The 26,070-nt window shown below is 71.7% G+C and carries 20 protein-coding genes; 15 read left to right on the top strand and 5 right to left on the bottom strand.

Annotated features, from left to right (window positions below):
- The first annotated feature begins 66 nt into the window (after window positions 1-66).
- From LV75_RS32915 to LV75_RS32900, 4 genes are read left to right on the top strand one after another with little or no spacing between them, the layout of a single operon-like run.
- The gene (locus LV75_RS32915; protein ID WP_253891346.1) at window positions 67-1,965 is read left to right on the top strand and encodes an FG-GAP repeat domain-containing protein; all 1,899 of its coding nucleotides are present in this window, start codon (window positions 67-69) and stop codon (window positions 1,963-1,965) included.
- Window positions 1,962-2,924 carry an RnfABCDGE type electron transport complex subunit D gene (locus LV75_RS32910; protein ID WP_253891344.1) on the top strand — a complete coding sequence of 321 codons (963 nt, stop codon included), beginning with the start codon at window positions 1,962-1,964 and terminating at the stop codon, window positions 2,922-2,924. Before LV75_RS32915 ends, LV75_RS32910 begins: the two co-directional genes overlap by 4 nt.
- The gene (locus LV75_RS32905) at window positions 2,921-8,320 is read left to right on the top strand and encodes a type I polyketide synthase (RefSeq protein WP_253891343.1); all 5,400 of its coding nucleotides are present in this window, start codon (window positions 2,921-2,923) and stop codon (window positions 8,318-8,320) included. The genes LV75_RS32910 and LV75_RS32905 overlap by 4 nt, the downstream gene beginning before the upstream one ends.
- Window positions 8,317-8,730: an acyl-CoA thioesterase gene (locus tag LV75_RS32900; RefSeq protein WP_253891341.1), complete on the top strand. Its 414-nt coding sequence runs from the start codon at window positions 8,317-8,319 to the stop codon at window positions 8,728-8,730. Before LV75_RS32905 ends, LV75_RS32900 begins: the two co-directional genes overlap by 4 nt.
- Before the next feature lie 29 nt (window positions 8,731-8,759).
- Here the strand turns inward: LV75_RS32900 and LV75_RS32895 are convergent, their stop codons facing one another.
- From LV75_RS32895 to LV75_RS32885, 3 genes are all read right to left on the bottom strand, one after another.
- Entirely contained in the window at window positions 8,760-9,476 is a 717-nt protein-coding gene (locus LV75_RS32895) for a DUF899 family protein (protein WP_253891339.1), read from the bottom strand.
- A gap of 52 nt (window positions 9,477-9,528) precedes the next feature.
- Window positions 9,529-10,218 (bottom strand): crotonobetainyl-CoA--carnitine CoA-transferase, encoded by a 690-nt coding sequence (locus LV75_RS32890; RefSeq protein ID WP_253891337.1) that lies wholly within the window; start codon window positions 10,216-10,218, stop codon window positions 9,529-9,531.
- A gap of 102 nt (window positions 10,219-10,320) precedes the next feature.
- Window positions 10,321-11,013, bottom strand: coding sequence for a winged helix-turn-helix transcriptional regulator (locus tag LV75_RS32885; protein WP_253891335.1), 693 nt, complete (start codon window positions 11,011-11,013; stop codon window positions 10,321-10,323).
- Window positions 11,014-11,172: 159 nt separating this feature from the next.
- On the opposite strand from LV75_RS32885, the gene LV75_RS32880 reads away from it, so the two are divergent.
- Window positions 11,173-12,516, top strand: coding sequence for a cytochrome P450 (locus LV75_RS32880; protein WP_253891334.1), 1,344 nt, complete (start codon window positions 11,173-11,175; stop codon window positions 12,514-12,516).
- A gap of 34 nt (window positions 12,517-12,550) precedes the next feature.
- Here LV75_RS32880 and LV75_RS32875 read toward each other — a convergent pair whose 3' ends face one another.
- On the bottom strand, window positions 12,551-13,369 hold the full coding sequence (locus tag LV75_RS32875; RefSeq protein WP_253891332.1) for an SAM-dependent methyltransferase: 819 nt from the start codon (window positions 13,367-13,369) through the stop codon (window positions 12,551-12,553).
- Between the two features lie 126 nt (window positions 13,370-13,495).
- On the opposite strand from LV75_RS32875, the gene LV75_RS32870 reads away from it, so the two are divergent.
- The 8 genes from LV75_RS32870 to LV75_RS32835 all read left to right on the top strand — a co-directional run bounded on the left by LV75_RS32870 (window position 13,496) and on the right by LV75_RS32835 (window position 22,058).
- Complete coding sequence (locus tag LV75_RS32870) at window positions 13,496-14,131, top strand: NHL repeat-containing protein (protein ID WP_253891330.1); 636 nt, start codon at window positions 13,496-13,498, stop codon at window positions 14,129-14,131.
- A 34-nt stretch (window positions 14,132-14,165) separates the two neighbouring features.
- Window positions 14,166-15,437, top strand: coding sequence for an aminotransferase class V-fold PLP-dependent enzyme (locus LV75_RS32865; RefSeq protein ID WP_253891504.1), 1,272 nt, complete (start codon window positions 14,166-14,168; stop codon window positions 15,435-15,437).
- Window positions 15,438-15,445: 8 nt separating this feature from the next.
- Window positions 15,446-16,918 carry an ABC transporter substrate-binding protein gene (locus LV75_RS32860; RefSeq protein WP_253891329.1) on the top strand — a complete coding sequence of 491 codons (1,473 nt, stop codon included), beginning with the start codon at window positions 15,446-15,448 and terminating at the stop codon, window positions 16,916-16,918.
- Window positions 16,915-18,624 carry an ABC transporter substrate-binding protein gene (locus LV75_RS32855; protein ID WP_253891327.1) on the top strand — a complete coding sequence of 570 codons (1,710 nt, stop codon included), beginning with the start codon at window positions 16,915-16,917 and terminating at the stop codon, window positions 18,622-18,624. The genes LV75_RS32860 and LV75_RS32855 overlap by 4 nt, the downstream gene beginning before the upstream one ends.
- Before the next feature lie 297 nt (window positions 18,625-18,921).
- A complete protein-coding gene (locus LV75_RS32850) occupies window positions 18,922-19,803 on the top strand; it encodes a class I SAM-dependent methyltransferase (protein WP_253891325.1) in 882 nt (293 codons plus the stop codon).
- Window position 19,804: 1 nt separating this feature from the next.
- Complete coding sequence (locus LV75_RS32845) at window positions 19,805-20,704, top strand: homocysteine S-methyltransferase family protein (protein WP_253891323.1); 900 nt, start codon at window positions 19,805-19,807, stop codon at window positions 20,702-20,704.
- Window positions 20,701-21,267: an EF-hand domain-containing protein gene (locus tag LV75_RS35720; RefSeq protein ID WP_253891321.1), complete on the top strand. Its 567-nt coding sequence runs from the start codon at window positions 20,701-20,703 to the stop codon at window positions 21,265-21,267. The genes LV75_RS32845 and LV75_RS35720 overlap by 4 nt, the downstream gene beginning before the upstream one ends.
- Window positions 21,268-21,521: 254 nt before the next feature.
- Complete coding sequence (locus LV75_RS32835) at window positions 21,522-22,058, top strand: EF-hand domain-containing protein (protein ID WP_253891320.1); 537 nt, start codon at window positions 21,522-21,524, stop codon at window positions 22,056-22,058.
- Window positions 22,059-22,109: 51 nt separating this feature from the next.
- Here the strand turns inward: LV75_RS32835 and LV75_RS32830 are convergent, their stop codons facing one another.
- Window positions 22,110-22,970: a class I SAM-dependent methyltransferase gene (locus tag LV75_RS32830; RefSeq protein WP_253891318.1), complete on the bottom strand. Its 861-nt coding sequence runs from the start codon at window positions 22,968-22,970 to the stop codon at window positions 22,110-22,112.
- Window positions 22,971-23,118: 148 nt separating this feature from the next.
- Here LV75_RS32830 and LV75_RS32825 point away from each other — a divergent pair, with 148 nt between their 5' ends.
- Window positions 23,119-23,769, top strand: coding sequence for a winged helix-turn-helix transcriptional regulator (locus tag LV75_RS32825; protein WP_253891317.1), 651 nt, complete (start codon window positions 23,119-23,121; stop codon window positions 23,767-23,769).
- An 82-nt stretch (window positions 23,770-23,851) separates the two neighbouring features.
- On the top strand, window positions 23,852-26,070 hold a 2,219-nt coding region (locus LV75_RS32820; RefSeq protein ID WP_253887705.1), incomplete at its 3' end, for an ATP-dependent Clp protease ATP-binding subunit.

The raw sequence follows: 26,070 nt of genomic DNA, 5'->3' as shown, positions 1-26,070 counted from the left end.
ATCCAGCCGGACCACCACCCGCCACCCGGTCGCCGATCCGAGCGCGACCGATCCCGAGAGGTTGCCATGCCGTCCGGAACTATCCGGCGCTCCTCGAGCGCCGTCGTCGCGGTCGCCCTGTGCGCGGCCGCGGGGCTGGTCACGGCGCTGCCCGAGACCAGCCAGGCCGAGCAAGACACCCTGGCAGGCCGCTTCGGGTTCCGCCAGATCACCGTCAACTCCGCCCCCGCCGAGGCCCGGTACGTGCGCCGGGTGCAGCCCGGCCTGGTCGGCATCCAGTCCTGGATCTCGGCGGTGGGCGCCGCGGTGGCGCTGACCGACCTGCGCGGCCTGGGCCGCCCCGGTGACCTGTGCCTGGTCGACCCGCGCGACGACTCGGTGCGGGTGTCGCCGGTGCCCGAGTCCGGCGGCGAGCAGTACCCGGCGTTCGAACTGCGCCCGGACCGCTACGACTCGACGATGGCGCCGATGGGCTGCGTCCCGGCCGACATCAACGCCGACGGCGCCACCGACATCATCGTCTACTACTGGGGCCGCTCCCCCGTGCTGTTCCTCAACCAGGCCGTCCCCGGGCAGCGGCCCGCCGCCGCGCACTTCCGCGGCGCGGAACTGGTCGAGCCGATGCAGGTGTGGAACACGACCGCGCTCAACGTCGGCGACCTCGACGGGTCCGGCGACCTGGACATCGTGGTGGGCAACTACTTCCCCGACGGCGCCAAGGTCCTCGACCCGGACGCGGCCGACGACGAGCGCATGGCGATGCAGGACGGCATGGGCGACGCGGGGAACGCGGGCCCGAGCCGGGTGCTGCTGACCAAGCCGACCGGTGTGCCCGGGGAGAAGCCGCGGATCACCGACGTCAGCGCGGACCTGCCCGCCGACGCGATGGGCGGTTGGGTGCTCGCGGTGGGCCTGCAGGACCTCACCGGTGACGGGCTGCCGTCGATGTACCTGGCCAACGACTTCGGTCCGGACACGTTGCTGGTCAACCGGTCCACCCCGGGCAAGGTCCGGTTCACGGTAGCCGACGGCTCGCGTGACCTGCTCACCCCCAAGTCGCAGGTGCTGGGCCACGACTCGTTCAAGGGCATGGGCGTCACCTTCAGCTACCCCGGCGGCGGCGGCCTGCCCGACATCGCGGTCAGCAACATCACCGAGAACTACGGCCTGCACGAGAGCAACCTGCTGTTCGTCCCGAACGGGACGGTCGAGGACCTGCGCGCCGGGACCGCCCCCTACACCGAGCACAGCCAGCGCCGCGGCATCGCGCGCAGCGGCTGGTCGTGGGACATCAAGGCGGGCGACTTCGACAACGACGGCACCGACGAGCTCACCCAGGCCACCGGGTTCGTCCTGGGCGAGCCCGACCGGGACCGGTGGGTGCTGCTGCAGGAACTGGCCATGGGCAACGCCGAACTGCTGAAGTACCCGGGGTCCTGGCCGAACTTCGGGCCGGGCGACGACCTGTCCGGCGCGCGCGACGCGAACCGGTTCTGGGTGGACGGACCGGACGACCGCTACGTCGACCTCGCCGGGCGGCTGGCGATGACCCAACCCGCGCCCTCGCGCGGTTTCGCCCTCGGTGACGTCAACGGCGACGGGCTGCTCGACATGGTGGTGGCCAACCAGTTCGCCGACTCGACGCTGCTGCTCAACACCGCGACGGGCGCGCCACCGGCTGCCGACGTCGAGTTCGTCTTCCCCGGTGGCCGGGCGGCGATCGGCGTCCAGGTCGAGGTGCCCGCCACCGCCGGGGTGCCCGCGCAGAAGTCGCAGCTGTACCCGGCCAACGGGCACGCGGGTGCCTCCGGGGCGCAGCTGCACGTCGCGCTGCCGCGCACCGGCCCGGTCACCGCGGAGGTGACCTGGCGCGACGCCGCGGGCCTGCACCGGGCCCCAGTTGAACTCACCCGCGGCCACCACCGGATCGTGCTGCAGCCCAACGGAGAGGTGGCGACCCGATGACCACCGACATCACCAAGCCGACCCTGGTCCACCCCAACGGCGCGCACCCGGTCGACACCGGGACCGCCGAGCCCACCGCGGTCGCGGACAAGCCCAAGCGCGACCCGAGGGTGTTGGCGCTGCAGCGGTTCGCCATGTCGATCACGGCGTTCACCATCCTGGGCCACACCCTGTTCGGGTTCGAGCAGGCGCCGATCACCCCGATCGTCTGCCTGCTGGTCGGCTACGCCAGCGCGCTGGGCATGGAGACCCTCGACGCGTGGGCGCACGACCGGCGACCCGACTACGCCGGGAGCCCGCGCGCGCTGGGGGTGTTCCTGCTGCCGGCCCACATCGGGGCGTTGGCGTGCGCGATGCTGCTCTACGGGAACTCCACGCTCTGGCCCTACCTGTTCGCGGTAGTGGTGAGCAACGCCAGCAAGTACGTGGTGCGGCTGCGGATCAAGGGCAAGCTCCGGCACGTCCTCAACCCGTCGAACACCGGCATCGCGGTCACATTGGTGCTGTTCGACTGGGTCGGCATCGCCCCGCCCTACCACTTCACCAACTGGTTGCACGGCACCCTGTCCTGGCTGATCCCGGTGGGCATCCTGATGCTGGGCACGATGCTCAACGCCGGGCTGACCAAGAAGATCCCGCTGATCACGGCCTGGGTCGGCGGGTTCGTCCTGCAGGCGCTGGTGCGGTGGCTGCTGTTCGACCACGCCCTGGTCGGTGCCCTGCTGCCGATGACGGGGGTGGCGTTCATCCTGTTCACCAACTACATGATCACCGACCCCGGGTCCACCCCGACCAGCAAGCGCGGTCAAGTCCTGTTCGGCCTCACCACCGCGGCGGTCTACGGGGTCCTGGTGTGCTCCGGGATCGTCTTCGGCCTGTTCTTCGCCCTGGTGATCACCTGCCTGCTGCGCGGCGGCGTCCTGCTCGTCGCCCGCGCCCGGGGTCGGGTACCGGCGTGAGCGGACCGGGGATCGCCGTCGTCGGCATGGCCTGCCACTACCCCGACGCGCACGCCCCGAGCGAGCTGTGGCAGGCCGTGCTGACCGGTCGGCGGGCGTTCCGCCGAATCCCCCCGGCCCGGCTGTCCCCGGCCTACCTGGGCGAACGCGCCGACCCGGACCGCACCTACGTGACCCACGCCGGGGTGTTGCGGGACTGGGAGTTCGACCGGGGCGCGTTCCGAGTCCCGGTCGGGGTGCACCGCGCGGTCGACCACACGCACTGGCTGGCGCTGCAGACCGCGGCCGAGGCGCTGGCCGACGCGGGCGTGCCCGACGCCGACACGCTGCCGCGCGAGCAGGTCGGTGTGGTGCTGGGCAACTCGCTGGGCGGGGAGTTCAGCCGCGCCGCGCAGTTGCGCACCCGGTGGCCGTTCGTGGCGCGGGCCGCGGCGGCCGCGCTGCGCAAGGGCGCGGTGCCCGACGACCTCGCCGCCGTGGTGCTCGCCGAGTTGGAGTCCGAGGTCAAGGGCCGCTTCCCCGAGCCGACCGACGAGACCCTGGCGGGCGCGTTGGCCAACACCATCGCAGGCCGGGTCGGCAACCACTTCGACCTGCGCGGCGGCGGGTACACCGTGGACGGGGCGTGCTCATCGAGCCTGCTCGCGGTGATCCACGCGGCCCGCGCGGTCGCTGCGGGTGAGTTGCGGTTCGCGTTGGCGGGCGGGGTCGACCTGAGCATCGATCCGCTGGAGCTGGTCGGGTTCGCCCGGGTCGGGGTGCTCGGCGTGGACGAGATGCGGGTCTACGACGCCGACCCGACCGGGTTCCTGCCCGGCGAGGGCTGCGGTGTGCTGCTGCTGACCACTGTGGACGAGGCGCGTCGCCGGGGCATGCCGGTGCGCGCCGAACTGGTGGGCTGGGGCATCTCCGCCGACGGCGCGGGTGGGTTGACCCGGCCGTCGGCGGCCGGGCAGCGGCGGGCGATGGACCTGGCGTACCGGATGGCGGGCGTTGATCCCTCCACTGTGGACTTTATAGAGGGGCACGGCACCGGGACCTCGGTCGGCGACGAGGCGGAGTTGACGGCGCTGTCCGGGCTGCGCGGGATGGGGAGCCCCCGGGCGGCGCTGGGTTCGGTGAAGGCGAACATCGGTCACACCAAGGCGGCCGCGGGCGTGGCCGGGTTGATCAAGGCGATCCTGGCCGTCCACTCGGGAGTGCTGCCGCCCACGACGGGGTGCGTCGACCCGCACCCCCTGTTGCGCTCCCCCGGCACCCCGCTGCGGACGCTGACCGCGCCGGAGCCGTGGGAGGCCAAGATCCGCATGGCGTCGGTGTCGGCGCTCGGGTTCGGCGGCATCAACTCCCACATCGTGGTCGGTAGCGACTCACCGGCGATGGCAGCGGTGGAACCGGTCGCGTGGCCAGCACCTCGGTACGACATCGTGGTGCTCGGGGCCGATAGCGCTACCGGGCTGGCGGAGCGGCTGCGGTCTCTATCGGACTGGTTCGCGGGCCTGAGCGCGGCGGAACTGCACGATGTGGCCGCCAGCAGCGGCACCGACGCACCGGTGCGGTGCGCGTTGGTCGCGTCCAGGCCCGCCGAGCTCGCCTCGGCGGCGGTGGCGGCCGCGACCCGGTTGGACACCTGGGACGGGTCGTTGACGGTGGCCGCCAAGGCCGGGTTCACCCTGGCCCAAGGTCCCGCTCCCGCCGTCGGCCTGATCTTCCCCGGCCAGGCGGCCCCGGTGCGCCCCGACCTGTCCGCGTGGGCCGCGGGGCTCGACGTCCCGGCGGCGACCGCGGCGATCCGGGCCGGTGACACCGACACCGCGGCGGCGCAGCCTGCCATCGTGCGGCAGTCGCTGGCGGGCCTGGCCTGGCTAGCGCACCTGGGGTGCGAGGCGGTCGGCGCGGTCGGGCACAGCCTCGGGGAGATCAGCGCGCTGGTCTGGGCGGGCGCGCTCGACCCCGCCGCCGCGCTGGGACTGGCCGCCGCCCGCGGCCGGGTAATGGCCGAGCACGGCCTCCCGGCGACGACCATGGCCGCGCTCGACGTCCCCGCTGAGGATGTCGCCGCCCTCACCGCGGGCACCTCGGTGGTGCTGGCCTGCGACAACAGCCCTCGCCGGACCTCGGTGGGCGGACCGGCCGACGAGGTCGCCGCGGTCATCGACCGGGCCACCGCCGCCGGGGTCGGCGCCACTGCTTTGGCGGTGTCACACGCCTTCCACAGTCCCGCGATGGTGCCCGCGCGCGAGCCCATGCGGGCCGTCCTGGCCGGGGTCGAGTTCGCGCGCCCGCGTGGGGCCGTGACGTCTACGGTCACCGGCGGCCCGCTGGCGGACGCCAACTTGGCCGAGGTGCTGCTCACGCAACTCACCGAGCCGGTCCGCTTCCGCGCGGCCGTCACCGACCTCGCGGCCCGGGTGGGCCTGCTCGTCGAGGTCGGCCCCGGTCGCACGCTGAGCGGTCTGGCCGCCGACTGCGCCCCCGGTGTCGCGGTGGTGACGCTCGACTGCGGCGGCTCGGCCCGCACGCACGCCATCGCCACCGCCACGCTCATCGCCTCCGGCGCGGTGTCCGCGGGGCCGTGGTTCGCCCGCCGCTCGAACCGGTTCCTGCCGCCCGGCACGCCGATGTCCTTCCTGCGCAACCCGTGCGAGGCCGACGACGACATCACCCCGACCGCCGCACGGCGGGAACCGGCCCCCGTCGCCGCGCCCGCCACCGGTGCGGACCCGCTGCTGGCCCTGCGGACCCGGCTGGCCGACGAGTGCGAACTGGACCTGGCCGGGATCACCGACGGCACCTCGCTCTCGCGCGACCTGCACCTGAGCTCGCTGCGGATCGTCACCCTGGTCACCCGGGTCGCCGCCGACCTGGGCCGCAAGACACCGCAGACGTTCCCCGCCTTCGCCGACGCGACCGTCGGGGAGGCCGCGGAGGTGCTCGCGGAGTTGGAGTACGCCGACGCGCACTCCGAGACCGGGCTGCGCGGGGTCGAAGACTGGGTGCGGGCATTCACCCACCACTGGGTCCCCGGGGTGCCGCGGCGCGCGGCCGGGGCGGTCGACTGGACGTGGTGGGCTCCCGAGGACCACTGGCTGCGGGCAGCCCTGGTGAGCTCGCCCGGCCGTACCGGCTTGGCGGCGTACCTGCCGCCGGATGCCGGACCCGATGAGGTTGCGGCGCTGCTCAACGAGATCGGGAAACGGCAACCAGCTGTGGTGGTCGTGGTCCACCACGGTCACCCCGCCGCGGCGGCGGTAGGTCGTAGCGCGCAGTCAGAGCTGACAGAGGTGGCGACGACGGTCGTCCAGGTACCCGTTGACGCTACCGACGTCGATCCGGCGTTGATCGCCGGTAGTGGCCATCAGGAGTTGTGGGTACGCGCTGGCGGGTCGGTCGAGCATCTCGAGACCACGCTGCACCCTCACAGTGCCTCTGGTCCGTTGCCTATAGGCGCGGGCGAGGTGTGTGTGGTGACCGGCGGCGTCACGGGGATCACCGCGCATACGGCGATCGCACTCGCCCATCGCAGCGGCTGCGTCCTGCTGTTCACCGGACGCCGCCACGCGACCGACCCGGGCGTGGTCGACGGGCTCGCCGCGGCCCGCCGCCAGGTCCAAGCCCACTACCACCGCGCCGACATCACCGACCCGCGCGCCGCCCGGGGCATCCTGGCCGCCGCCCGCGAACTCGGCCCGGTCTGCGGGGTCCTGCACGGCGCCGCGGTCAACGAACCCCGGCTGATGTCGGCGGTCGACGGCACCACCCTGCGGCGGGTGCTGTCCCCGAAGGTCGACGGGCTGCGCAACCTGCTCGCCGCGGGCGAGGACGACCTGCGGCTGGTGGTCGCGTACGGGTCGATCATCGGGCGGGTCGGGTTGGCCGGGCAGTCCGAGTACTGCGTGGCCAACGATTGGCTGCGGCACACCCTCACCGACTGGGCCGCCACCCACCCCGACCGCCGCGCGCACTGCGTCGAGTGGTCACTGTGGTCAGCGGTCGGGATGGGCGCGCGCATGGGCGTCGTGGACGGGCTCGCCGCGCGCGGGGTCGTCCCCCTCTCCCCCACCGCGGGCTCCGCCGCCCTGCTCGACGCCCTGGCCCGCCCGGACACACCCACCACGGTGATGATCAGCGGCCGGTTCCCCGACCCGGGCACCTTGGCATTGACCCGACCGGAGGTGCCGTTGCTGCGGTTCCTGGAGGAGACCAGGACCGTCACCCCCGGCGTGGAGGTCGTCGCCGACACGACGCTGACCCCGCGCGACGACCCCTACCTGACCGAACACCGCATCGACGGCGTCGCGGTCCTCCCGGCCGTAGTTGGGCTGGAGGCCGTCGCGCAGACCGCGCTGGCCACCACCGGCTCGCGCACCGGATGGGCCTTCCACGACCTCGACCTCTCCGCGCCCATCACCGGCGACGACGTCCGCAAGATCCGCATCGCGACCCTGGTCGACGGCGATCGGGTTCGCGCCCGGCTCACCGACGACAGCGACCGGTTCGACCTCGCCCGGCTCACCGTGACGATCGCCCCCGCCACTGAGGCACCCGCACCCGAGTCGCCCGGTCTGCCACCGGCGGTCGACGGACCGCACTCCTACTACGGACCGCTGTTCTTCCACTCAGGACGCTTCGCCCGGCTGCTCAGGTACGACTACCTGTCGGCGTTCGAGGTCGGCGCGTGGATAGACACCTCCGGCTCTGACTGGTTCGCCGGGGTGCACGCGCAGCGGCTTCTCCTGGGGGATCCCGGTTTGCTGGATGCCAGCATCCACGTGTTGCTCGCCTGTCTGCCGCACCGGGCGGTCCTGCCGATCGGCGCGGGGACTGTCACCGTGTGGCAAGACCACCGCGGCCCGGCCTATGTCCGCGCACGGGAACTGCGACACACCGCCGACGAGTTCGCCTACACCGTGGACGTCATCTCCCCCGGTGGCGACTACATCGCCCGGTGGGACAACCTTCGCCTACGCGCCGTCGGTCCACGCCCGTGGACGACCCCGATACCGGCGCCACTGATCGGCCCGTTCCTGAGTCGCAGACTCATCGAGTGCGGGATCGCCGAACACATCGAGATCCGCTCCGAGCTCGTCGCCGGTCAGCTGCGCCTCGACACCACCGACACGGCGTGGCTCGCCGTGGCAGGCCCAGCGGCGGAACCCGACCCGCTGGCCGACGCGTTGCGGGACAAGACAGGCGAGAGCCCGCAAGAGTCCAGCGCCCGCGCTAAAGCCATCCGCCGGGTCGGTATCGCTGGCAACCCCACCATCCTCGCCGTCGACGGCACCTGCGTGTCCCTCGGCGGCGACCCCGCACGAGCGGGCAGCGCTGCCCGGGTCGGCAGCTTCCTGGTGGACGGCCACGCCATCGCCGTCGCGGTGCCGGGAGGGGCGGGGTGACCCGGGCGTACCTCTATCGGCACCGGGTCACCTTCGACGAGACCAACCTCGTCGGCAACGTCTACTTCACCAACTACCTGCACTGGCAAGGCCACTGCCGCGAGCACTTCCTGGCCGACCACGCCCCCGGCGTCCTCGACGCCCTGCGCTCGGGTGAGCTCGCCCTGGTCACCGTGTCCTGCGCGATGAACTTCTACACCGAGTGCTTCGCCTTCGACACCATCGAGGTGGCCATGCGCCTGGCCGCCCGCGGCGGCAACCGGATCACCATGGACTTCGACTTCACCCGCGACAACTCCGTCATCGCCACCGGCACCCAGACCATCGCCTGCATGCGCCGCCGCGACGGCGGGATGGAACCGGTGCACCCGCCAGAAGACCTGCGCGCCGCCCTCGCCGACTACGCCTGACCCCGGTGCCGGTACCGCCCCAGGACGGCTCAGGGGGCGAGGTTGCCGCGCAGCCTGCCCGCGTAGGAGTTGCCCGCGTACCAGTCGCCGCGGCCGGTGGGGGTCAGGTCCAGCAGGTGCCAGATCGGGTTGAGCAGGTCGAAGCCGCCCTCGGCGTTGTCCATGAAGTTGGCGCGCTGGGTGTAGAAGTGGCGGACCTGGTCGCCTTCGCGGCGGAACACGCTGACCATGGGCAACTGGTCGCCGGTCTCGGTCTCCGAGCCGACGTCGAGGTTGAAGGAGTTGTGGAAGCTCGACAGGAACCGCAGGCCGTCCCAGCCGCGGCGCTGCGCCCAGCGGCGGACCTCGGCGAGCGGCGCCTTGGCGATCACCGCGAACGCGGCGTGCTGCAGGATGTGGCGCGACACCCCGTGCAGGCCGTCCACCCACAGCGAGCACATCGGGCAGACCTCGTCCTCGCCCGGGTGGAACATCAGGTGGTACACCACGAGGGTGTCGCGGTCGCCGAACACCTCGCGCAGCCCGGTCTCGGTGACCGGGCCGGTGAGGCCGAGGTCGAGCGGTCCCTCCTCGAACGCGTAGTCGTCGAGGACCGGGCCCGGCGGCAGGTCGCGGCGCAGCGCGGCCAGCCGGTGGACCTCGGCGTGCAGGGCGTGCTCGGCGCGGTCCAACTCGACGCGGGCGGCGATGTAGTCCTCGCTCGCCCCCTTGGGCCACATGGAGACCGAGTTCTCGGTGTCGCTCACCTTGTTCTCCCCTGTGCTGGCGGACTCGCCGGGCAGTGTAGCGGCACGGCCGTCACCGCGCGGGCTGGAGGAGTCCGCGGAACTCGTCGAGAAACGCTGGTGGGTAAAGGAAGACCTTCTGCTCCGGGTACCGCCGCGGCCCGGTCGCGAGGTGGTCGCCGTAGAAGTACCAACAGATCTGCCCGATCTGCTCGGTGAACAGCGCGGGCCAGGCGCGGGCCGGGTAGAGCAGCAGGTGCCCGCCGGTCGCGGCGAACTCACCGCGCGGACCGAACCCGGCGCGCAGCGCGACGTGGCCGAACAGGTCGTGCACCACCCGGAGGATGTCGTTGTGGCACAGCGGCTCCCCGTCCTCGACCACCCCGGAGGGGTGGCGCATCGGGTGCCCGTCGGTGCTGCCGGGGCCGTGCCCGGAGCGGGTGAGGTACAGCCACAGCACACCGGTGCGGGTGACCTCGTCGATCAACGTCGGCGAGTCCGGGTACGGCTGGCCCGCGCCGCGCCACGGCCGCACGCGCACGCCCGCGTCGCGGATCGCCCGGTACTGGCGGAGATCCTCCTGCCGCAGCGCCAGGTACGCGTCCTCGGTGCCCGCGCCGAGCAGCGGCGCCCGGTCGTGCAGGCGGGCGACCCGGCGGCAGAACCGCGCGTCCAGGCGCGGGGTCGGGCGGCGGTAGGTCGGGTCGGCGCGCGGGAACCGGTGGCTCAGGTAGTCCTCGGCCACTGCCCGCAGATCGACCACACGGCCAGGCTATCACTTTCCGAAGTGATCAGACCCCGGCGATCGGGCCCCGGTGATCACATCGAGGAGATACCGAGGAGATCCGCACCTAGATGATCACGCCTAGGTGAGCCCGAGCATCCTGGTGCACCGGCGGATGGCCTCGGCGGGCCCCTCCAGCTTGATCTGCCCGGCGGCCAGCGCGTCGAACGGGCTCACCATGCCCGCGCCGATCTGGATGAACGTGTCGGGGTCGCTGGAGACCACGACCTCGGCGCGCACCGGCGGGCCCGGCACGAACCGCACCGCGCCCGCGTCGACGAACACGCCGAAGGTCTCCTCGCCGACGCGGAACTCGTAGGCCTCGTCCACCTCGGGCACCCGACCGGTGTCCACCATGGCCTGCACCGCGATGATCCCCCACTCGGCGCGCACCTCGCCGCCGTCGCGGTCGTCCAGGGAGAGGAACTGCATGCCCCAGCGGGCCAGGCCGAGCACCGGGCCGCGCAGCTGCTGGCCGCGCTCGGTGAGCCGGTAGCGCTTGGCGCGGCCGTCGCCCACCACCGCGAGCTGCTCGACCAGGCCGTGCTCGGCCAGCGTGCGCAGCCGCTCGGCGAGCAGGTTGGGGCCGATGCCGGGCAGGTTGTCCAGCAGCTCGTTGAAGCGCAGCGCGCTCACCAGCAGCTCGCGGACCAGCAACAGGGTCCACCGCTCGCCGATGATGTTCAGCCCGGCGGCCAAGCCGCAGAACTGCCCGTAGTCACGCTTGCCCGCCATCTCGTTCCCCTGGCTCACCGAGCCGGTCGCGACCGGCAACTTGATCCAGATAGTAACACCGAAAACCACCCGATGGTAGTAACAGCTGCCCCATTGGAAGGACGGGACACCGCGGAGAACGACCGCACCCGGACCCGACCGGGATTGACCTTGGCGCTATACATTATAGGAGTTAATCCCCTTCCCCGGAGGTGCCGCGTGACCGTGACGGACGTGCTGACCCCGGCCACCGCCCCCGGCGCGGTCCCGGTGCTCGGCCACGCGCTGCTGATGCGGCGCGCCCCGCGCGAGTTCCTGCTCTCGCTGCAGGGCACCGACCCGGTGATCGGGATCCGGCTCGGCGGGCAGACGGTGTACGTGATCAACGACCCGGCGCTGATCAGGACCGCGCTGCGCGACCCGGACACCTTCGGCAAGGGCGGCCCGATCACCGAGCGGTTCCGGGCGATGTTCGGCAACGGCCTGGGCATCTCCGACGGGGAGCTGCACCGCAGGCAGCGCGCGCTGATGCAGCCCGCGTTCAGCCACACCCGCATCGTGGGCTACGCGGCGCTGATCACCGAGGAGGCCGGGCGGCGCTTCGGCGGTTGGCGCGACGGCGAGCGGGTCGAGGTGCACCGGGAGATGGCCGACCTGGCGCTGACGAACCTGACCAGGGCGATGTTCTCCGCCGACACCGGTGTGGACGCCGAGCGGTTCCGCGAGGCCACCGCGACCGTGCTCAACGGCCTGTACCTGCGGATCATGGACCCCACCGGGCTGCTCGCGCGGCTGCCGGTCCCGGCCAACCGCCGCTACCGGGCGGCCGAGCGGTACCTGCGCGAGGTCATCGACAGCGTGATCGCGGCCTACCGGGCGGCCCCGCTCGACCGCGGCGACCTGCTGTCGATCCTGATGCTCGCGCACGACGGCGAGGCCGCCATGTCCGACCGGCAACTGCACGACGAGGTCATGACGATCTTCATCGCGGGCGCGGAGAGCATCGCCAACACGCTGGCCTGGGCGTGCCACGAGGTCGCGGCGCACCCGGAGGTGGAGGCCAGGCTGTTCGCCGAGGCCGACCGGGTGCTGGCGGGGCGCACCGCGCAGTACGTCGACCTGGCGAGCCTGGCCTACACCAAGCAGGTGATCAGCGAGACCCTGCGGCTGCGCACCCAGGGCTGGGCGCTGAGCCGCACCACCACCCGGGAGACCACCATCGGCGGGTACCTCATCCCGGCGGGCGCGGCGATCATGTACAGCCCGCACGCGCTCAACCACAACCCGGCGCTGCACCGCGACCCCGGCGCGTTCGACCCGGACCGCTGGTCGCCGGACAACGCCAAGGCGCTGCCGCGCGGGGCCTACATCCCGTTCGGGACCGGCACGCACACCTGCATCGGGGAGCCGTTCGCGCTCACCGAGATGGCGCTGACGCTGGCCTCGATCGCGGCCCGGTGGCGGCTGGAGCCGGTGCCGGGGCACACCCCGAAGCCCAAGGTGGCGTTGACCATGCCGGTCGACGCCCTGCCGATGGTGCCGCGCCGCCGCTTCCCCGCCTGACCCGCGCCTGACCCGCGCCTGACCCCGGCAGCGCCTAGGCGGGCTTGACGCAGGTGAGGACGTGGTAGCCGATCTTCGCCCGGCACAGGGAGAACATCGTGGTGATGCCGGTGGTGAACATCGCGATGCGCTCGGCCCCGTACTCCTCGGCGAGGGCGGGGCCCTGCGCGGTGAGGGCGGCGAAGAACTCGTCGTAGGTGCGCCGGACGCGCTCGCTCCAGTCCTCGGCGGCCACCACGTCGAACCCGGCGGTCTCGGCCAGCGCCGTGGACTCGGCGAGGGTGGCGGGCGGGGTGTGGATGGTGTTGGCGGCGAGGATCGCGCGCTCCCCGTCGGTCAGCTCGGCGGTGCGCGGGTACTCGGTGAAGACGAACCGGCCGCCGGGACGCAGCACCCGGTGGACCTCGCGCAGCCACCGGGACTTGTCCTGGGCGCTGGGCAGTGAGTCGAAGGCCAGCGCGGCGTCGAAGGAGGCGTCCGGGAACGGCTGGTCGGCGGCGTCGGCGTAGCGGGTGATGACGCGCCCGCGCAGCCCGGCGGCGATGACCCGGCGGGCGGACTCGGCGACCTGCCAGTGGCTGACGGTGATCCCGGTGATGGCGACCGCGTAGCGCTGCGCCAGGCGCACGGCCGGTTCGCCGACGCCGCAGCCGACGTCGAGCAGGTGCTGGCCGCGCTCGAGCCCCAGGCGGGCGCCGACCTCGAAGGTGAGGCGCTGCATGGCTTCCAGGAACGGCGCGCGGTCCTCATCGGACTCCCAGTAGCCGACGTGCAGGTTGCCGCCGACGAGCTCGACCAGTTCGCCGATGTCGTCGTAGTACTCGCCGACCTGATCGATGACCTGTTCCGACATGCCACTCACCCCTCGGATCGCCCATTACTACTGGCTTGTATAGCAGTTCCGCCAGACATGACCAAGGAACCGCATACCGTGCTATGTTCCTGAAGCAATCGTGTCTGGTGGCGCGGGAGGTCGGCAGTGGCGACAGCGGTGGTCCGCCGTTGGCTCCCGTTGCCGGGCGACTACCCGTGCGGGCTCACCTGGGACGGCACCCACCTGTGGCACTCCGACCAACCCGCCGGTGAGGTCTACGCGCTCGACCCCGCTGATGGTTCCGTCGCGCGGACCCTGCGCTGCCGGTCGGTGCGCGCCGACCTCGCCTTCGACGGGAACCTGTTGTGCCAGGTGGGTTTCCGGCCCAAGCGGCTCATCCTGCTCGACCGCGACACCGGCGAGCAGGTCGAGCGGCGGGAGGTCCCACCGGCCAGCGGCAGGCTCACCGGGATCGAACACGCCCCCGAGGGCATCTGGATGGCGCTGCGCGGCCCGACAGTGCTGCAACTGCGCGACTACACCACCATGGCCGTGCTCGTCGAACACCCCACCGGCGGCGGCGAACCGTCCGGCCTGACCTACGCCGACGGGGTCGTCGTGCACGGCGACTACGTCGAGCGCCGCATCCGCGCGACCGATCCGAACACCGGCGCCGAGCTCGGTTCCGTTGTGGTGGAAGGGAACCCGACCGGGATGACCTGGGACGGGGACCTGCTGTGGTACTGCGACTTCCCCGGCAAGCGGGCCAACGCGCTCGACTTGCGCGACATCGTCGGTTGATCGGCCAAGAAGGGGACACAACCCAGTGGACGTGATGGAGGCGGGCCTGCGCGCCCGCTCGTGGGACGAGATCCGCTCCCTGTTCGCGCTCGACCCCGACTCGGTGCACCTCAACACCGGCACCGTGGGGGCGATGCCGCACGAGGTCCTGGACGTGGTGGACCGGGTGACCCGGGAGTGGACCGGCGGTCTGCTCGACGTCTACCCGCCCGGCCTCTACCCCGAGCACCGGGCCACGATCGCCAAGGCCTACGGGGTCGACCAGGACGAGATGGTCATCTCGCACAACGCCACCGAGGGCATGGCCCGGGTGATCCACGGGCTCGACCTGCGCGCGGGCGACGAGGTCGTCACCACCAGCCACGAGTGCTACTCGGTGCTGTCGAACCTCAACCTGCTCCGCCACCGGCACGGCGTCGTCGTCACCACCATCACCCTGCCGGTCGGCCACGACGTGCGCGCCGAGGACATCCTCGCCCGCTTCGAGGCCGCGATCACCCCGCGCACCAAGGTGCTCGCCTTCGCCGGGATCACCCTGTTCACCGGCACGATGCTGCCGATCAGGGCGCTGTGCGAACTGGCGCACCGGCACGGGCTGACCACGGTGATCGACGGCGCGCTGATGGCCGGGATGCTCGACTGCGACTTCCGGGCGCTGGGCGCGGACTTCATCTCCTGCTCCGGCTCGAAGTTCCAGTGCGGACCGCTGGGGACCGGGCTGCTCTACGTGCGCAACAAGGTCCACCCCGAGCACAACCCGCTGCCGCTGCCCACGTTCTGGCCGATCATCTCCACCTGGTACCCGATGCAGGGCACCCCGCCGCCGCGCACCACCACCTCCGTGGAGAGCTGCAACATCGGCGACTTCCTGCAGAGCGCGGGCAGCGCCAGCATCGCCAGGGGCGCGGCACTGGCCCGGGCGTGCGAGCTGTGGGACGAGATCGGCCGCGACCGCATCGAGCGGCGGGTGTTCGAACTCGCCGAGCACGCCAGGGCCCTGCTGACCGAGCGGTTCGGCACCGCCGCGATGTACTCCCCCGGCGCCGACGAGCGGCTGCGCTCCCCGCTGATCGCCTTCCACCCGCTGCGCGACCCCGCCGACGCGTGGAACGTCAAGAAGATCGCCGAGTTCGTGTCCCGGTTGGAGTCCGAGCACCGGATCTGGACCCGGTGGACCGAGTTCGACGTCGAGGGCTCCCCGCACCAGCACTACGCGGCACGGCTGTGCACGCACCTGTTCAACGACCACACCGAGATCGACCGGGCCGTCGAGGTCATGGGTCGGCTCGCCGAGCGGATGTCGTGAGGCCCCCGATGCGCCTGCGCGTGAAAGCGGGCACGGACCTGCCCGAGCCGGTCGCCGCGCACCGCCACCCGCTGGCCGCGCTGACCCGGCTGCACACCCGCCAGCTGTTCACCTACCGCTCCGACGCGGCACCGGGCAGCTGGCAGTCGGTCGCGCCGGTGCCGGACCTGGCCACCGCCATCCCGTCGATCTACAACGCCGGGCTCGGCGCGCGCGGCACCTCCTACGTGATCCACCTGCGCCGCGACGCCCGCTGGGACACCGGCAGGCCGGTCACCGCGCACGACGTGGTGCGCGGCCTCAAGCGGCTGTGCGGCCCGTTCCACACCTCGACCGCGCTGCCGTACTTCCTGAGCACGATCCGCGGCATGGCCGACTACCGCGACGGGCACCCGGCGTCGCTGCGCACCGCGGCGGACCTCGCCGAGCACGCCAACACCCACGACATCGCCGGGGTCCTGGCCCTCGACGAGCACACGCTCGTGGTGGAGCTCGAGCACCCGGCGCCCGACATCATCGACATCCTCGCCCTGCCGTGCGCCGCGCCGGTGCCGGTCGAGTACGAGGCGTTCCTGCCCGACAGCCCCGAGGTCCGCGCGGCCCTGCGGTCCACGGGCCCGTACCGGCCGGTCGGGATCGCCGACGGCGTCCTGCGGTTCGAGCCGAACCCGGCGTGGAGCCCCGCCGCCGACCCGGTCCGCGGCAGGCACGCCGAGGTGATCACCGCGACCCCCGACGAAACCGCAGCCGACGTCGACCTCACGGCCGAGGGCGAAGCACGCGCCCCCCTGCACGGGGTGCAGTACCTGACCCTCAACACCGGTGGCCCGCTCGGCGAGCACACCGCCCGGCTCGCCATCGCCGACACCCTCGACCGCATCGCGGACACGGTCATCCCGCCCGGCAACGACGGACACCACCGCGTCACCGCCACCGCCCGCGGCGCCCTGCCCGCGCCGCTGTCGCTGACCCTGGCGCACCGCGACACCGACGCGCCCTGCGCGGCGCGGGTCACCGCGGGCCTGGCCGCGGTGGGGATGACCATCCACTCGCGACCGATGACCCACGAGCAGCACCAGCGGGCCATGACCGGTGATCGCGCGGGCTGGGACCTGCTGCTCACCACCTGGTTCCCCGACTGGGCGCACGACAACGCCCGCGTCTTCCTGCTCCCGCTGCTGCTCGGCGACCCCGAGGGCACCGCGTTGGCGCACGCCGCGCTCGCCGTCCAGGACGACCCGGCGCGCTCGGTGCCCGCGCTGATCGCGGTCCAGCAGCACGCCCTCACGGCCGCGACGGTGATCCCCCTGCGGTACTGCCGCCCCCCGGCGCCACCCGGTGTCCCGGTGCTGGCCGCGCTCGGCGGGCTGCCCGATCTCGCCCCGGCCGCCGCACCGCTCCCGTCTCCTCGCCTCGAGAGCGCAGTCAGCCCCACGAGCCCGGCCCCAGTCACAGGGACAGTCAACGAGGTGCACCGATGACCGACCACCCCCGCCGCGGCGGTGTGCTGCGGCTCTACGGCCCGGGCAGCATGGACCACGTCGACCCGGCGAGCTCGTTCTTCATGCTCTCCGGGCAGATCATCCGGCTGTTCACCCGGCAGCTGTTCGCCTACCCGCCGATCAAGGGCCTGCGCGACTGGCGCGACCTCAACCCCGTCGCCGACGTCGCCACCGAGATCCCCACAACTGACAACGGCGGCGTCAGCGCCGACCGGCTCACCTACACCGTGCGGCTGCGCCCCGGGGTCCGCTGGGACACCACCCCGGAACGCGAGGTGACCGCGACCGACTTCGTCCGCGGCTTCAAGCGGATGGCCAACCCGGTGCTGCGCAGCGGCGCGATCCACTATTTCACCAGCACCCTGGTTGGAATGCAGGAATTCTGCGACGCGTACACCGCCGCGATACCGAACAACCCGACGCCCGCGGATCTCGCCCAATTCCAGAACACGCACGAGATCACCGGGATCACCGCGCTCGACGACACCACCTTGCGATTTCGACTACTGCGCCCGGCGACCGACTTCATCCACATCCTCGCGACCGCGTTCACCTCGCCGGCGCCAGTCGAGTACGACACCTTCCTGCCCGACAGCGACGATTTCCGCCGCGGCGTCCGCTCCTGCGGCCCCTACCGGCTCACCGAGTACGTGCACGGCGAGATGCTGCACATGGAACCCAACCCGGCGTGGCGCCAGGACGCCGACCCGGTCCGCCACCAGCACCTCGACGGCGTGCACGTCACCATGGACCGCGCCGCCACCCCCGCCGACGTGGGCCGCAAGATCCGCTCCGGGGAGGCCGACCTGTCGTGGGCGTCCCCGGTCACCGAGCCCTACGACATCAACCCCGACGACCCGGCGGACAACCTCGGCTACGCGGTCAACCCGTACCTGGCGTTCAACATGGTCAGCCCCAACGCAGGCGGCGCGGTCACCAAGCTCGGGGTGCGCCAGGCCATCGCCTACGCGGTCAACAAGACCGCGATGATCAAGATCTTCGACGACCTCGCCGCGGGCACCGTCATGTGGACCGCGCACACCGCCATCCCACCGGGCAACTACGGCTACCGCGACTACGACCCCTACCCCACCCCCGGCGACTCCGGCGACCCCGAGCGCGCCCGCGCCCTGCTCGTCGAGGCGGGCTACGGCGAGGGCCTCGAGCTCACCGTGGTGCACCGCGACATGGACGCCAACCCCGAGGTCGCCCAGCAACTGGCCACCGACCTCGGCAAGATCGGCATCAACCTGCGGCTGGTCGGCCTCGGCCACGCCGAGCACTACCCGCACCTGCAGAACCCGGCCAACGCCCGCGCCGGGACCTGGGACATCGCCGTCGCCGCGTGGACCCCGGACTGGTTCGGCGACAACGGCCGCGCCTTCCTGCAACCGATGTTCCAGACCAACGCCGTGCACGGCACGGGCAACTACGGCTGCTACAGCAACCCCGAGGTCGACCGGATGATCGACCACGCGCTGTCCATCACCGACCCCGACGCCGCCAGCGCGGCCTGGCACGAGGTCGACGCCGCGATCATGCGCGACGCCGCGATCGTCCCGGTGCTGGTGCACGCCCCGACCATCCCGCACCTGCGCGGCACCCGGGTGCGCAACGCCATCGCCATGCCCACCGTGGACCGCTGGTTCGACCTGGCCAACCTGTGGCTGGCGGAATCGCACTGACGATGGTCCAGAGCACCCGAACGCCGTACCCACGGTGGGTAGCCCACATTCGGCTGATCGGGTGGATAACGCGCTGGATCTGGTGACTTGCGGGCGGTTGCGGTCGGAGTAACATCATTTCCGGCAGGTCGGGGACCGGCTTTCTCAGCGCGCGGGCGTAACCCGGGCGAAACCACCGCACTCGAATTCGTGGCCGGACGGCGGATTTCGGTCGCGGTGGCCCACTAACGGCACCGGATCGACCACCGGGTCGACGGCCGGGTCCGTGATCGAAGAACGAGGAGCGGGAGCATCCTGGTGACCACCACCGAGTTCGAACCCGGCCGGTTCAAGGCCACCCAGCGCGCCAACTGGAACGCGATGAGCGGTGGCTGGCTCACCTGGCAGGACAAGTTCGAACGCGGCGGCGCCACGATCAGTGAACGGCTCATCGAGCAGGCGGCCCTGCGGCCGGGGCACCGGGTGCTCGACATCGGCACCGGCATCGGCGAACCCGCGCTGCGCGCCGCCCGCGTCGTCGGCCCCACCGGCCGGGTCACCGCGATCGACCTCGCCGAGGAGATGGTCGCCATCGCCACCGCGCGCGCCGCCGACGAGCTCGGGCCCGACGACGCGCCGGTCGAGGTCCGCCAGGGCGACGTGGAATCGCTGGACCTGCCCGCCGCGGGCCACGACGCCGTGCTCAGCCGCTGGGGGCTGATGTTCGCCGTCGACCACATCGCCGCGTTCCGCGCGATCGCCGCCGTCCTGCGACCGGGCGGCACCCTCGCCGCCTCGGTGTGGGGCGAACCGGCCGAGGCGCCGATGATCTCCCGCGGCTTCCGGGTGCTCGCCGAACGGCTGGAGCTGCCCACCCCACCCCCGGGCGAACCCAACCCGTACAGCATGTCCGACGCCGAGCAGACCGAGCTGGAACTGCGCGCGGCCGGGTTCACCGACATCGAGATCACCGACGAGATCGCCCCGTTCTGGCTCACCGACACCGCCGAGTACGTCGAGTTCTACCGCACCTGCTCACCACCGGGCCTGCTCACCATGATCGAGAAGCGCTACGGCAGCGCCGACGACCCGGACACCTGGGCCGCGATCGCCGCCTCGGTCGCCGGGTTCCGCGACCCCGACGGCGTGATCCGGCTGCCCAGCCGCACCCTGGTCATCCGCGCGGCGACGCCGAGCTGACATGAGCGCCCACGCCGCGCCCGCGCCCCCGGTCCTGCTGGACGGGGCGGTCGCCACCGAGTTGCAGCGGGCGGGCATCGCGGTGCGCGCGCCGTGGTGGACCACCCGCGCGCTGCTGGACCCCGGCCACCAACGGGTGCTGCGCGGCATCCACGCCGCACACCTGCGCGCGGGCGCCGACGTCATCACCGCCAACACCTTCCGCTGCCACGACCGCACCCTGCGCGGGCTGGGCACCGACCAGGCCACCGTCGTCGACACCGCCGTCGGCCTCGCCAGGGCGGCCCGCGCCGACACCGGCCGCGCCGCCTTGGTCGCCGGGTCGCTGGCCCCGGTCGCCGACTGCTACCGGCCCGACCTGGTCCCGCCCGACGAGGTGCTGCGCGCCGAGCACCGCAGGCTGGCCACCGCCCTGGTGCGCGCCCGGGTCGACCTGGTGCTCGTGGAGACCATGAACACCCTGCGCGAAGCCGTGATCGCGCTCGAGGCGGCGCTGGCCGCGGGCGCCCGCGCCTGGGTGTCGTTCGTCTGCCGCGGCGGCGCCCGGCTGCTCTCCGGCGAGGACCTGGCCACCGCCGCCCGCGCGGTCGAGCGGGCGGGCGCGGGCGCCGTCCTGGTCAACTGCACCACCCCGGCCGACACCGAGGCCTGCCTGCCGGTGCTGCGCGCGGCCTGCGCGGGACCGGTCGGCGCCTACCCCAACATCGAGGACCGCGCCGGGACCGACGGCCCGGTCGACCGGCACCTGCCCGCCGCGCTGACCGCCACGGACTTCGCCACCCTGCTCGGCCGCTGGCGCGCCGAGCACCGGGTCGAGGTCCTCGGCGGCTGCTGCGGCACCACCCCCACCCACCTGTCCACGGCCAGGCCGCACATCCAGGACGCGGAGGTCCCCACGTGACCAGCCAGAAGCAGCGCAACCTCGAGGCGATGTTCGAGATCTTCGACGTCGGCGGGGACGGGTACCTCTCCGCCGCCGACTTCGCCGCGCACGCCGAGAGCACCTGCGGCGCGCTGCGGCTGCCCGCGGGGTCGCCGCACTGGACGACGATCCACGCCGCGCTCGACGCCTGGTGGGAACACCTGCTGCGGCACAGCGACGGCACCACCGCGGTGGCCACCGGCCCGGCCATCCCGACCGTGGACTGCGTGACGGTGATGGAGAACAAGCTGGTCGACGACGAGGTGTTCTTCGCCGCGACGGTCGGCCCGATCGCCGACACCGTGTTCCGGGTCCTCGACGCCGACGGAGACGACTCCATCAGCACCGAGGAGTACGTGGCGGTGTACCTGGCGTCCGGGCTGAGCAGGGACATCGCCGTGGACGCGTTCGCCAAGATCGACACCAACGGCGACGGCCGGATCGACCGCGGCGAGTTCGTCGCGGTCGTGCGCGACGCCTTCACCTCCAACGACCCGGACTCGCCGGGGGCGTGGTTCTTCGGCGTCCGCCCGGACCAATGACACAGCCCGCCCGAACCAATGACAGCCCGCCCGGATTCAAGACACTGCGCGTCCGGACCAACGACACAGCCCAGCCGGACCACCGATCCAGCCAGTCCGGAGCGGTGATGCGGGACCGGAGAGACAGCACAGACCAGGGATAGGCGTGGGCCCGGACGGCGAGCAGGCCGGGCCCGTGGGACAGACCGTGTGACACGAGAGGACATCCCAGCCCGAACCGAGGCGTCGGGCGGGAGAGACAGGAGAGGTGTGCGATGGCGACCCAACTTCAGCTGCGCAAGTACGAGAAGGCGTTCGAGCGCTTCGACGTGGACCGCGACGGCGTGCTGCAGCGCAACGACATCACCGCGATGGCCGAGATCTGGCGGCAGACCTTCGACGTGAGCCCGCAGACCGAGGAGGCCAACCGGATCAACGGCCTCGCCGAGCAGCTGTGGTCCGACATCACCGCGGCGACCGACGCCGACGCCGACGGCACGGTCAGCAAGACCGAGTGGAACGCGGCGATGGAGCAGCCCGAGTTCGTCGACAAGGTGGCGCTGCCGTTCGCGCTGGCCGTGTTCGACCTGGCGGACAAGGACAACAGCGGCCAGCTCAGCGTGGAGGAGATGATCGCCGCGCAGACCCGCTCGGGGATCAGCGAGGAGGAGACCAGGCGGATGTTCGACGCGCTCGACGCCGACCACGACGGTTCGGTGCAGCGCGACGAGTACGCCGCGGCGATCCGCGAGTTCTACCTCAGCGACGACCCGAACGCGGTCGGCAACCTCATGGTCGGGGACCTGGACTGAGCGCCGCGCTCCCAGGTGGACCCACCGCGGCGGTGGGTCCACCTGGGACGGTCAGCGGGTACCGGTGGTGATCAGCGTTTCCCCGGTCATCACGACCGGTCCGGCCGGGAACTGGGTTTGCAGGGTGGCAATGGCGTCGGCGCGGATCGCCGCGCGCAGCCGGTCGTCGACGGAGCGCAGCAGCAGGATGAACGGGCCCGCGCTGCGCTCGCAGACGTCCCAGTACTCCTCGGCGGAGGCCGCGCCGACGATCGGGTGGTCGGCGACCTCGGTGCGCACGTCGGTGAACCCGGCCTCGCGGTAGAGGGCTTCCAGGTCGGCCGGGTCCGACAGCGCGACGGTGCCGGGGACGCCCTTGTCCGGTTCCGGGATCAGGGCGGGCATCTGGATGTGCCTGGCCACCACCTCCTCCAGGATCCGCAGCGAGGTGCAGCGCTGCGGCGAGCCGACGGTCATCGACACCATGCGCGCGCCCGGCCGCAGCGCGGTGTGCATGGACCGCAGCGCCGCGCCGGGTTCGACCATGTACTGCAATCCCGCCCGGCACGTGCCAAGATCGAAACTGCCCGGCTCAACGCCCAGATCGCACTCGTCCGGGATGGTCTTGAAGTCCACTGTGGTCAGTCCGCGCGCCGCGGCCCAGGCGCGGGCGCCGTCGACCATCTCCGCGACGATGTCGAGGCCGAGCACGTACCCGGTGGGACCGACCGCCTCGGCCAGTTGGTGCGCGGGAACACCGACCCCGCACGCCAGGTCGAGCGCGCGCTGACCGGGCCCGGCCTGCGCCAACTCGACCATGCGGCGGGCACTGGGGACCGCGGCGTCGGCGAAGTTCGCCCGGTGGCGCACCCAACCCACCGCGGAGAGCCGCCATTCCTCGTGTTTGTCCGCTCGCAGCGTTGTCACGCTCATCCGCGTCCTCCATCAGGGTGTCATCGGGGGAGATCCGGTGCTGTACCGGGCGAAACGGCGCGCGTCTGCTCGACGGGGCGCCCCGTGGCTTATAGGCTGCACCGGAACCGCACCCTTGTACCACAACGGATCCAGAACGAGGGGCTACATGGCCATCAAGCAGGACTACGGGCGGGGCTGTGGGCTTGCGGTGGGGCTGGGCGTCCTCGGCGAGCGCTGGACGATGCTGATCGTGCGCGAACTGCTGATCGGGCCAGCCCGGTTCACCGCGCTGCTGGAGAACATGCCCGGCATCGGCCCGAACCTGCTCTCCGAGCGGCTGCGCACGCTGACCGAGCACCGGGTGGTCGAGCAGATCGCCATCCCCGGCGAGGGCCGGGCGCTGCGCTACCAGCTCACCGAGTCGGGTGAGCAGTTGCGCCAGCCGCTGCTGGCGCTGGCCCGCTGGGGCCTGGGGTTCCTGCGCGACGACGACCGGGGCGGCACGACCAGGGCCGAGTGGGGTTTCCTGGCGGTGCAGTCGATGGTGGTGCGCGAGGCGGTGCCGCAGGTCGACGACACCTACCAGTTCCGGGTGGGCGGGCAGGACTTCGTCATCGAGGTCCGCGACGGCGAGGTGCGCTTCGCCCGCGGCGCCTCGGCCGAGCCGGACATGACGGTGGCCTGCGACGCGGACACCTTCATCCGGGTGGGGGCCCGGTTGACCAGCCCGGCGGAGATGATCGCCACCGGCGCGGTGCGCGTCTCGGGGGACCTGGCGGCCGCCGGGCGGTGCATCCGGATGCTCGGCCTGGACTGAGCCTTCCCAAGGTCACTTCATGTTTATATAGTCATGGGTGGAGGTGCCTGCCCCAGGCCCCGCTGCCCGCAGGGAGTGGCGAATGTTCGAGAGGTTCACCGACCGCGCGAGGCGGGTGGTCGTTCTGGCTCAGGAAGAGGCCAGGATGCTTAACCACAATTACATCGGCACTGAGCACATTTTGCTTGGGTTGATCCACGAGGGTGAGGGTGTCGCGGCGAAGGCTCTCGAGTCGCTGGGCATCGCGTTGGAGGGTGTGCGTCAGCAGGTCGAGGAGATCATCGGTCAGGGTCAGCACGCGCCGTCGGGGCATATTCCGTTCACGCCGCGGGCGAAGAAGGTTTTGGAGTTGTCGCTGCGTGAGGCGTTGCAGTTGGGGCACAACTACATCGGGACCGAGCACATCCTGTTGGGGTTGATTCGTGAGGGCGAGGGGGTCGCCGCCCAGGTCCTGGTGAAGCTCGGGGCTGATTTGAATCGTGTGCGTCAGCAGGTCCTGCAGCTGCTGTCGGGGTATTCGCAGGGTGGTAAGGAGTCCACGGAGACGGGTGGGCGGGGTGAGGGGACGCCGTCGTCGTCGTTGGTGTTGGACCAGTTCGGTCGGAACCTGACCGCGTCGGCGCGTGAGGGCAAGCTGGATCCGGTGATCGGGCGGACGAAGGAGATCGAGCGGGTGATGCAGGTGCTGTCGCGGCGCACCAAGAACAATCCCGTGTTGATCGGCGAGCCCGGTGTGGGCAAGACCGCGGTGGTCGAGGGTCTGGCGCAGATGGTGGTCAAGGGGGAGGTGCCGGAGACGCTGAAGGACAAGCAGCTCTACACCCTCGACCTCGGGTCCCTGGTCGCCGGGTCCCGCTACCGCGGTGACTTTGAGGAGCGGTTGAAGAAGGTCCTCAAGGAGATCAAGACCCGCGGTGACATCATCCTGTTCATCGACGAGATCCACACGTTGGTGGGTGCGGGTGCGGCGGAGGGCGCGATCGACGCCGCCTCCATTCTGAAGCCGATGTTGGCGCGGGGTGAGTTGCAGACCATCGGCGCGACCACGTTGGACGAGTACCGCAAGTACGTGGAGAAGGACCCCGCCCTGGAGCGCCGGTTCCAGCCGATCCAGGTGGGTGAGCCGTCGCTGGAGCACACGATCGAGATCCTCAAGGGTCTGCGCGACCGCTACGAGGCGCATCACCGGGTGACGATCACCGACGCCGCCCTGGTCGCGGCCGCCACCCTGGCGGATCGTTACATCAACGACCGGTTCCTGCCGGACAAGGCGATCGACCTGATCGACGAGGCCGGCGCGCGGATGCGGATCCGCCGGATGACGGCGCCGCCGGATCTGCGGGAGTTCGACGAGAAGATCGCCGATGTGCGTCGGGAGAAGGAATCGGCGATCGACGCCCAGGACTTCGAACGCGCCGCGAAGCTGCGCGACAACGAAAAGCAACTCCTCAGCCAGAAGGCGGAGCGGGAGAAGCAGTGGAAGGACGGCGACCTCGATGTGGTCGCCGAGGTCGACGACGAGCAGATCGCCGAGGTCCTCGCCAACTGGACCGGGATCCCCGTCTTCAAGCTGACCGAAGAGGAGACCTCCCGGCTGCTGCGCATGGAGGACGAGCTCCACAAGCGGATCATCGGCCAGGAGGACGCCGTCAAGGCCGTCTCCCAGGCCATCCGCCGCACCCGGGCGGGGTTGAAGGACCCGAAGCGCCCGTCGGGGTCGTTCATTTTCGCGGGGCCCTCGGGTGTGGGTAAGACGGAGTTGTCGAAGGCGCTGGCGAACTTCCTGTTCGGCGAGGACGACGCCCTGATCCAGATCGACATGGGCGAGTTCCACGACCGCTACACCGCCTCCCGCCTCTTCGGCGCACCCCCCGGCTACGTCGGCTACGAAGAGGGCGGGCAGCTGACGGAGAAGGTCCGCCGCAAGCCGTTCAGTGTGGTGTTGTTCGACGAGATCGAGAAGGCCCACCAGGAGGTCTACAACACCCTCCTGCAAGTCCTCGAAGACGGCCGGCTGACCGATGGGCAGGGGCGGACGGTGGACTTCAAGAACACCGTCATCATCTTCACCTCCAACCTCGGCACCCAGGACATCTCCAAAGCCGTCGGCCTCGGCTTCACCTCCGGCACCGACACCGGGTCGAACTATGAGCGGATGAAGAACAAGGTCAACGACGAGCTGAAGAAACACTTCCGCCCCGAGTTCCTCAACCGCATCGACGACATCATCGTCTTCCACCAACTCAACGAACAACAGATCATCACCATGGTCGACCTGATGATCGCCCGCGTCGAAACCCA

Source organism: Actinokineospora diospyrosa (assembly GCF_024171925.1).
GTDB lineage: Bacteria > Actinomycetota > Actinomycetes > Mycobacteriales > Pseudonocardiaceae > Actinokineospora > Actinokineospora diospyrosa.
The sequence above is the reverse complement of the archived record's forward strand: the minus strand, read 5'-3'. Positions and strand labels throughout refer to the sequence as shown.

What these genes read in the sequence shown, in the direction of transcription:
- LV75_RS32835 (WP_253891320.1), top strand. Translation starts at nt 21,522, where the DNA reads ATGGCGACCCAACTTCAGCTGCGCAAGTACGAGAAGGCGTTCGAGCGC.
- LV75_RS32855 (WP_253891327.1), top strand. Translation starts at nt 16,915, where the DNA reads ATGACCGACCACCCCCGCCGCGGCGGTGTGCTGCGGCTCTACGGCCCG.
- LV75_RS32915 (WP_253891346.1), top strand. Translation starts at nt 67, where the DNA reads ATGCCGTCCGGAACTATCCGGCGCTCCTCGAGCGCCGTCGTCGCGGTC.
- LV75_RS32910 (WP_253891344.1), top strand. Translation starts at nt 1,962, where the DNA reads ATGACCACCGACATCACCAAGCCGACCCTGGTCCACCCCAACGGCGCG.
- LV75_RS32845 (WP_253891323.1), top strand. Translation starts at nt 19,805, where the DNA reads ATGAGCGCCCACGCCGCGCCCGCGCCCCCGGTCCTGCTGGACGGGGCG.
- LV75_RS32860 (WP_253891329.1), top strand. Translation starts at nt 15,446, where the DNA reads ATGCGCCTGCGCGTGAAAGCGGGCACGGACCTGCCCGAGCCGGTCGCC.
- LV75_RS32865 (WP_253891504.1), top strand. Translation starts at nt 14,166, where the DNA reads ATGGAGGCGGGCCTGCGCGCCCGCTCGTGGGACGAGATCCGCTCCCTG.
- LV75_RS32830 (WP_253891318.1), bottom strand. Translation starts at nt 22,970, where the DNA reads ATGAGCGTGACAACGCTGCGAGCGGACAAACACGAGGAATGGCGGCTC.
- LV75_RS32825 (WP_253891317.1), top strand. Translation starts at nt 23,119, where the DNA reads ATGGCCATCAAGCAGGACTACGGGCGGGGCTGTGGGCTTGCGGTGGGG.
- LV75_RS32875 (WP_253891332.1), bottom strand. Translation starts at nt 13,369, where the DNA reads ATGTCGGAACAGGTCATCGATCAGGTCGGCGAGTACTACGACGACATC.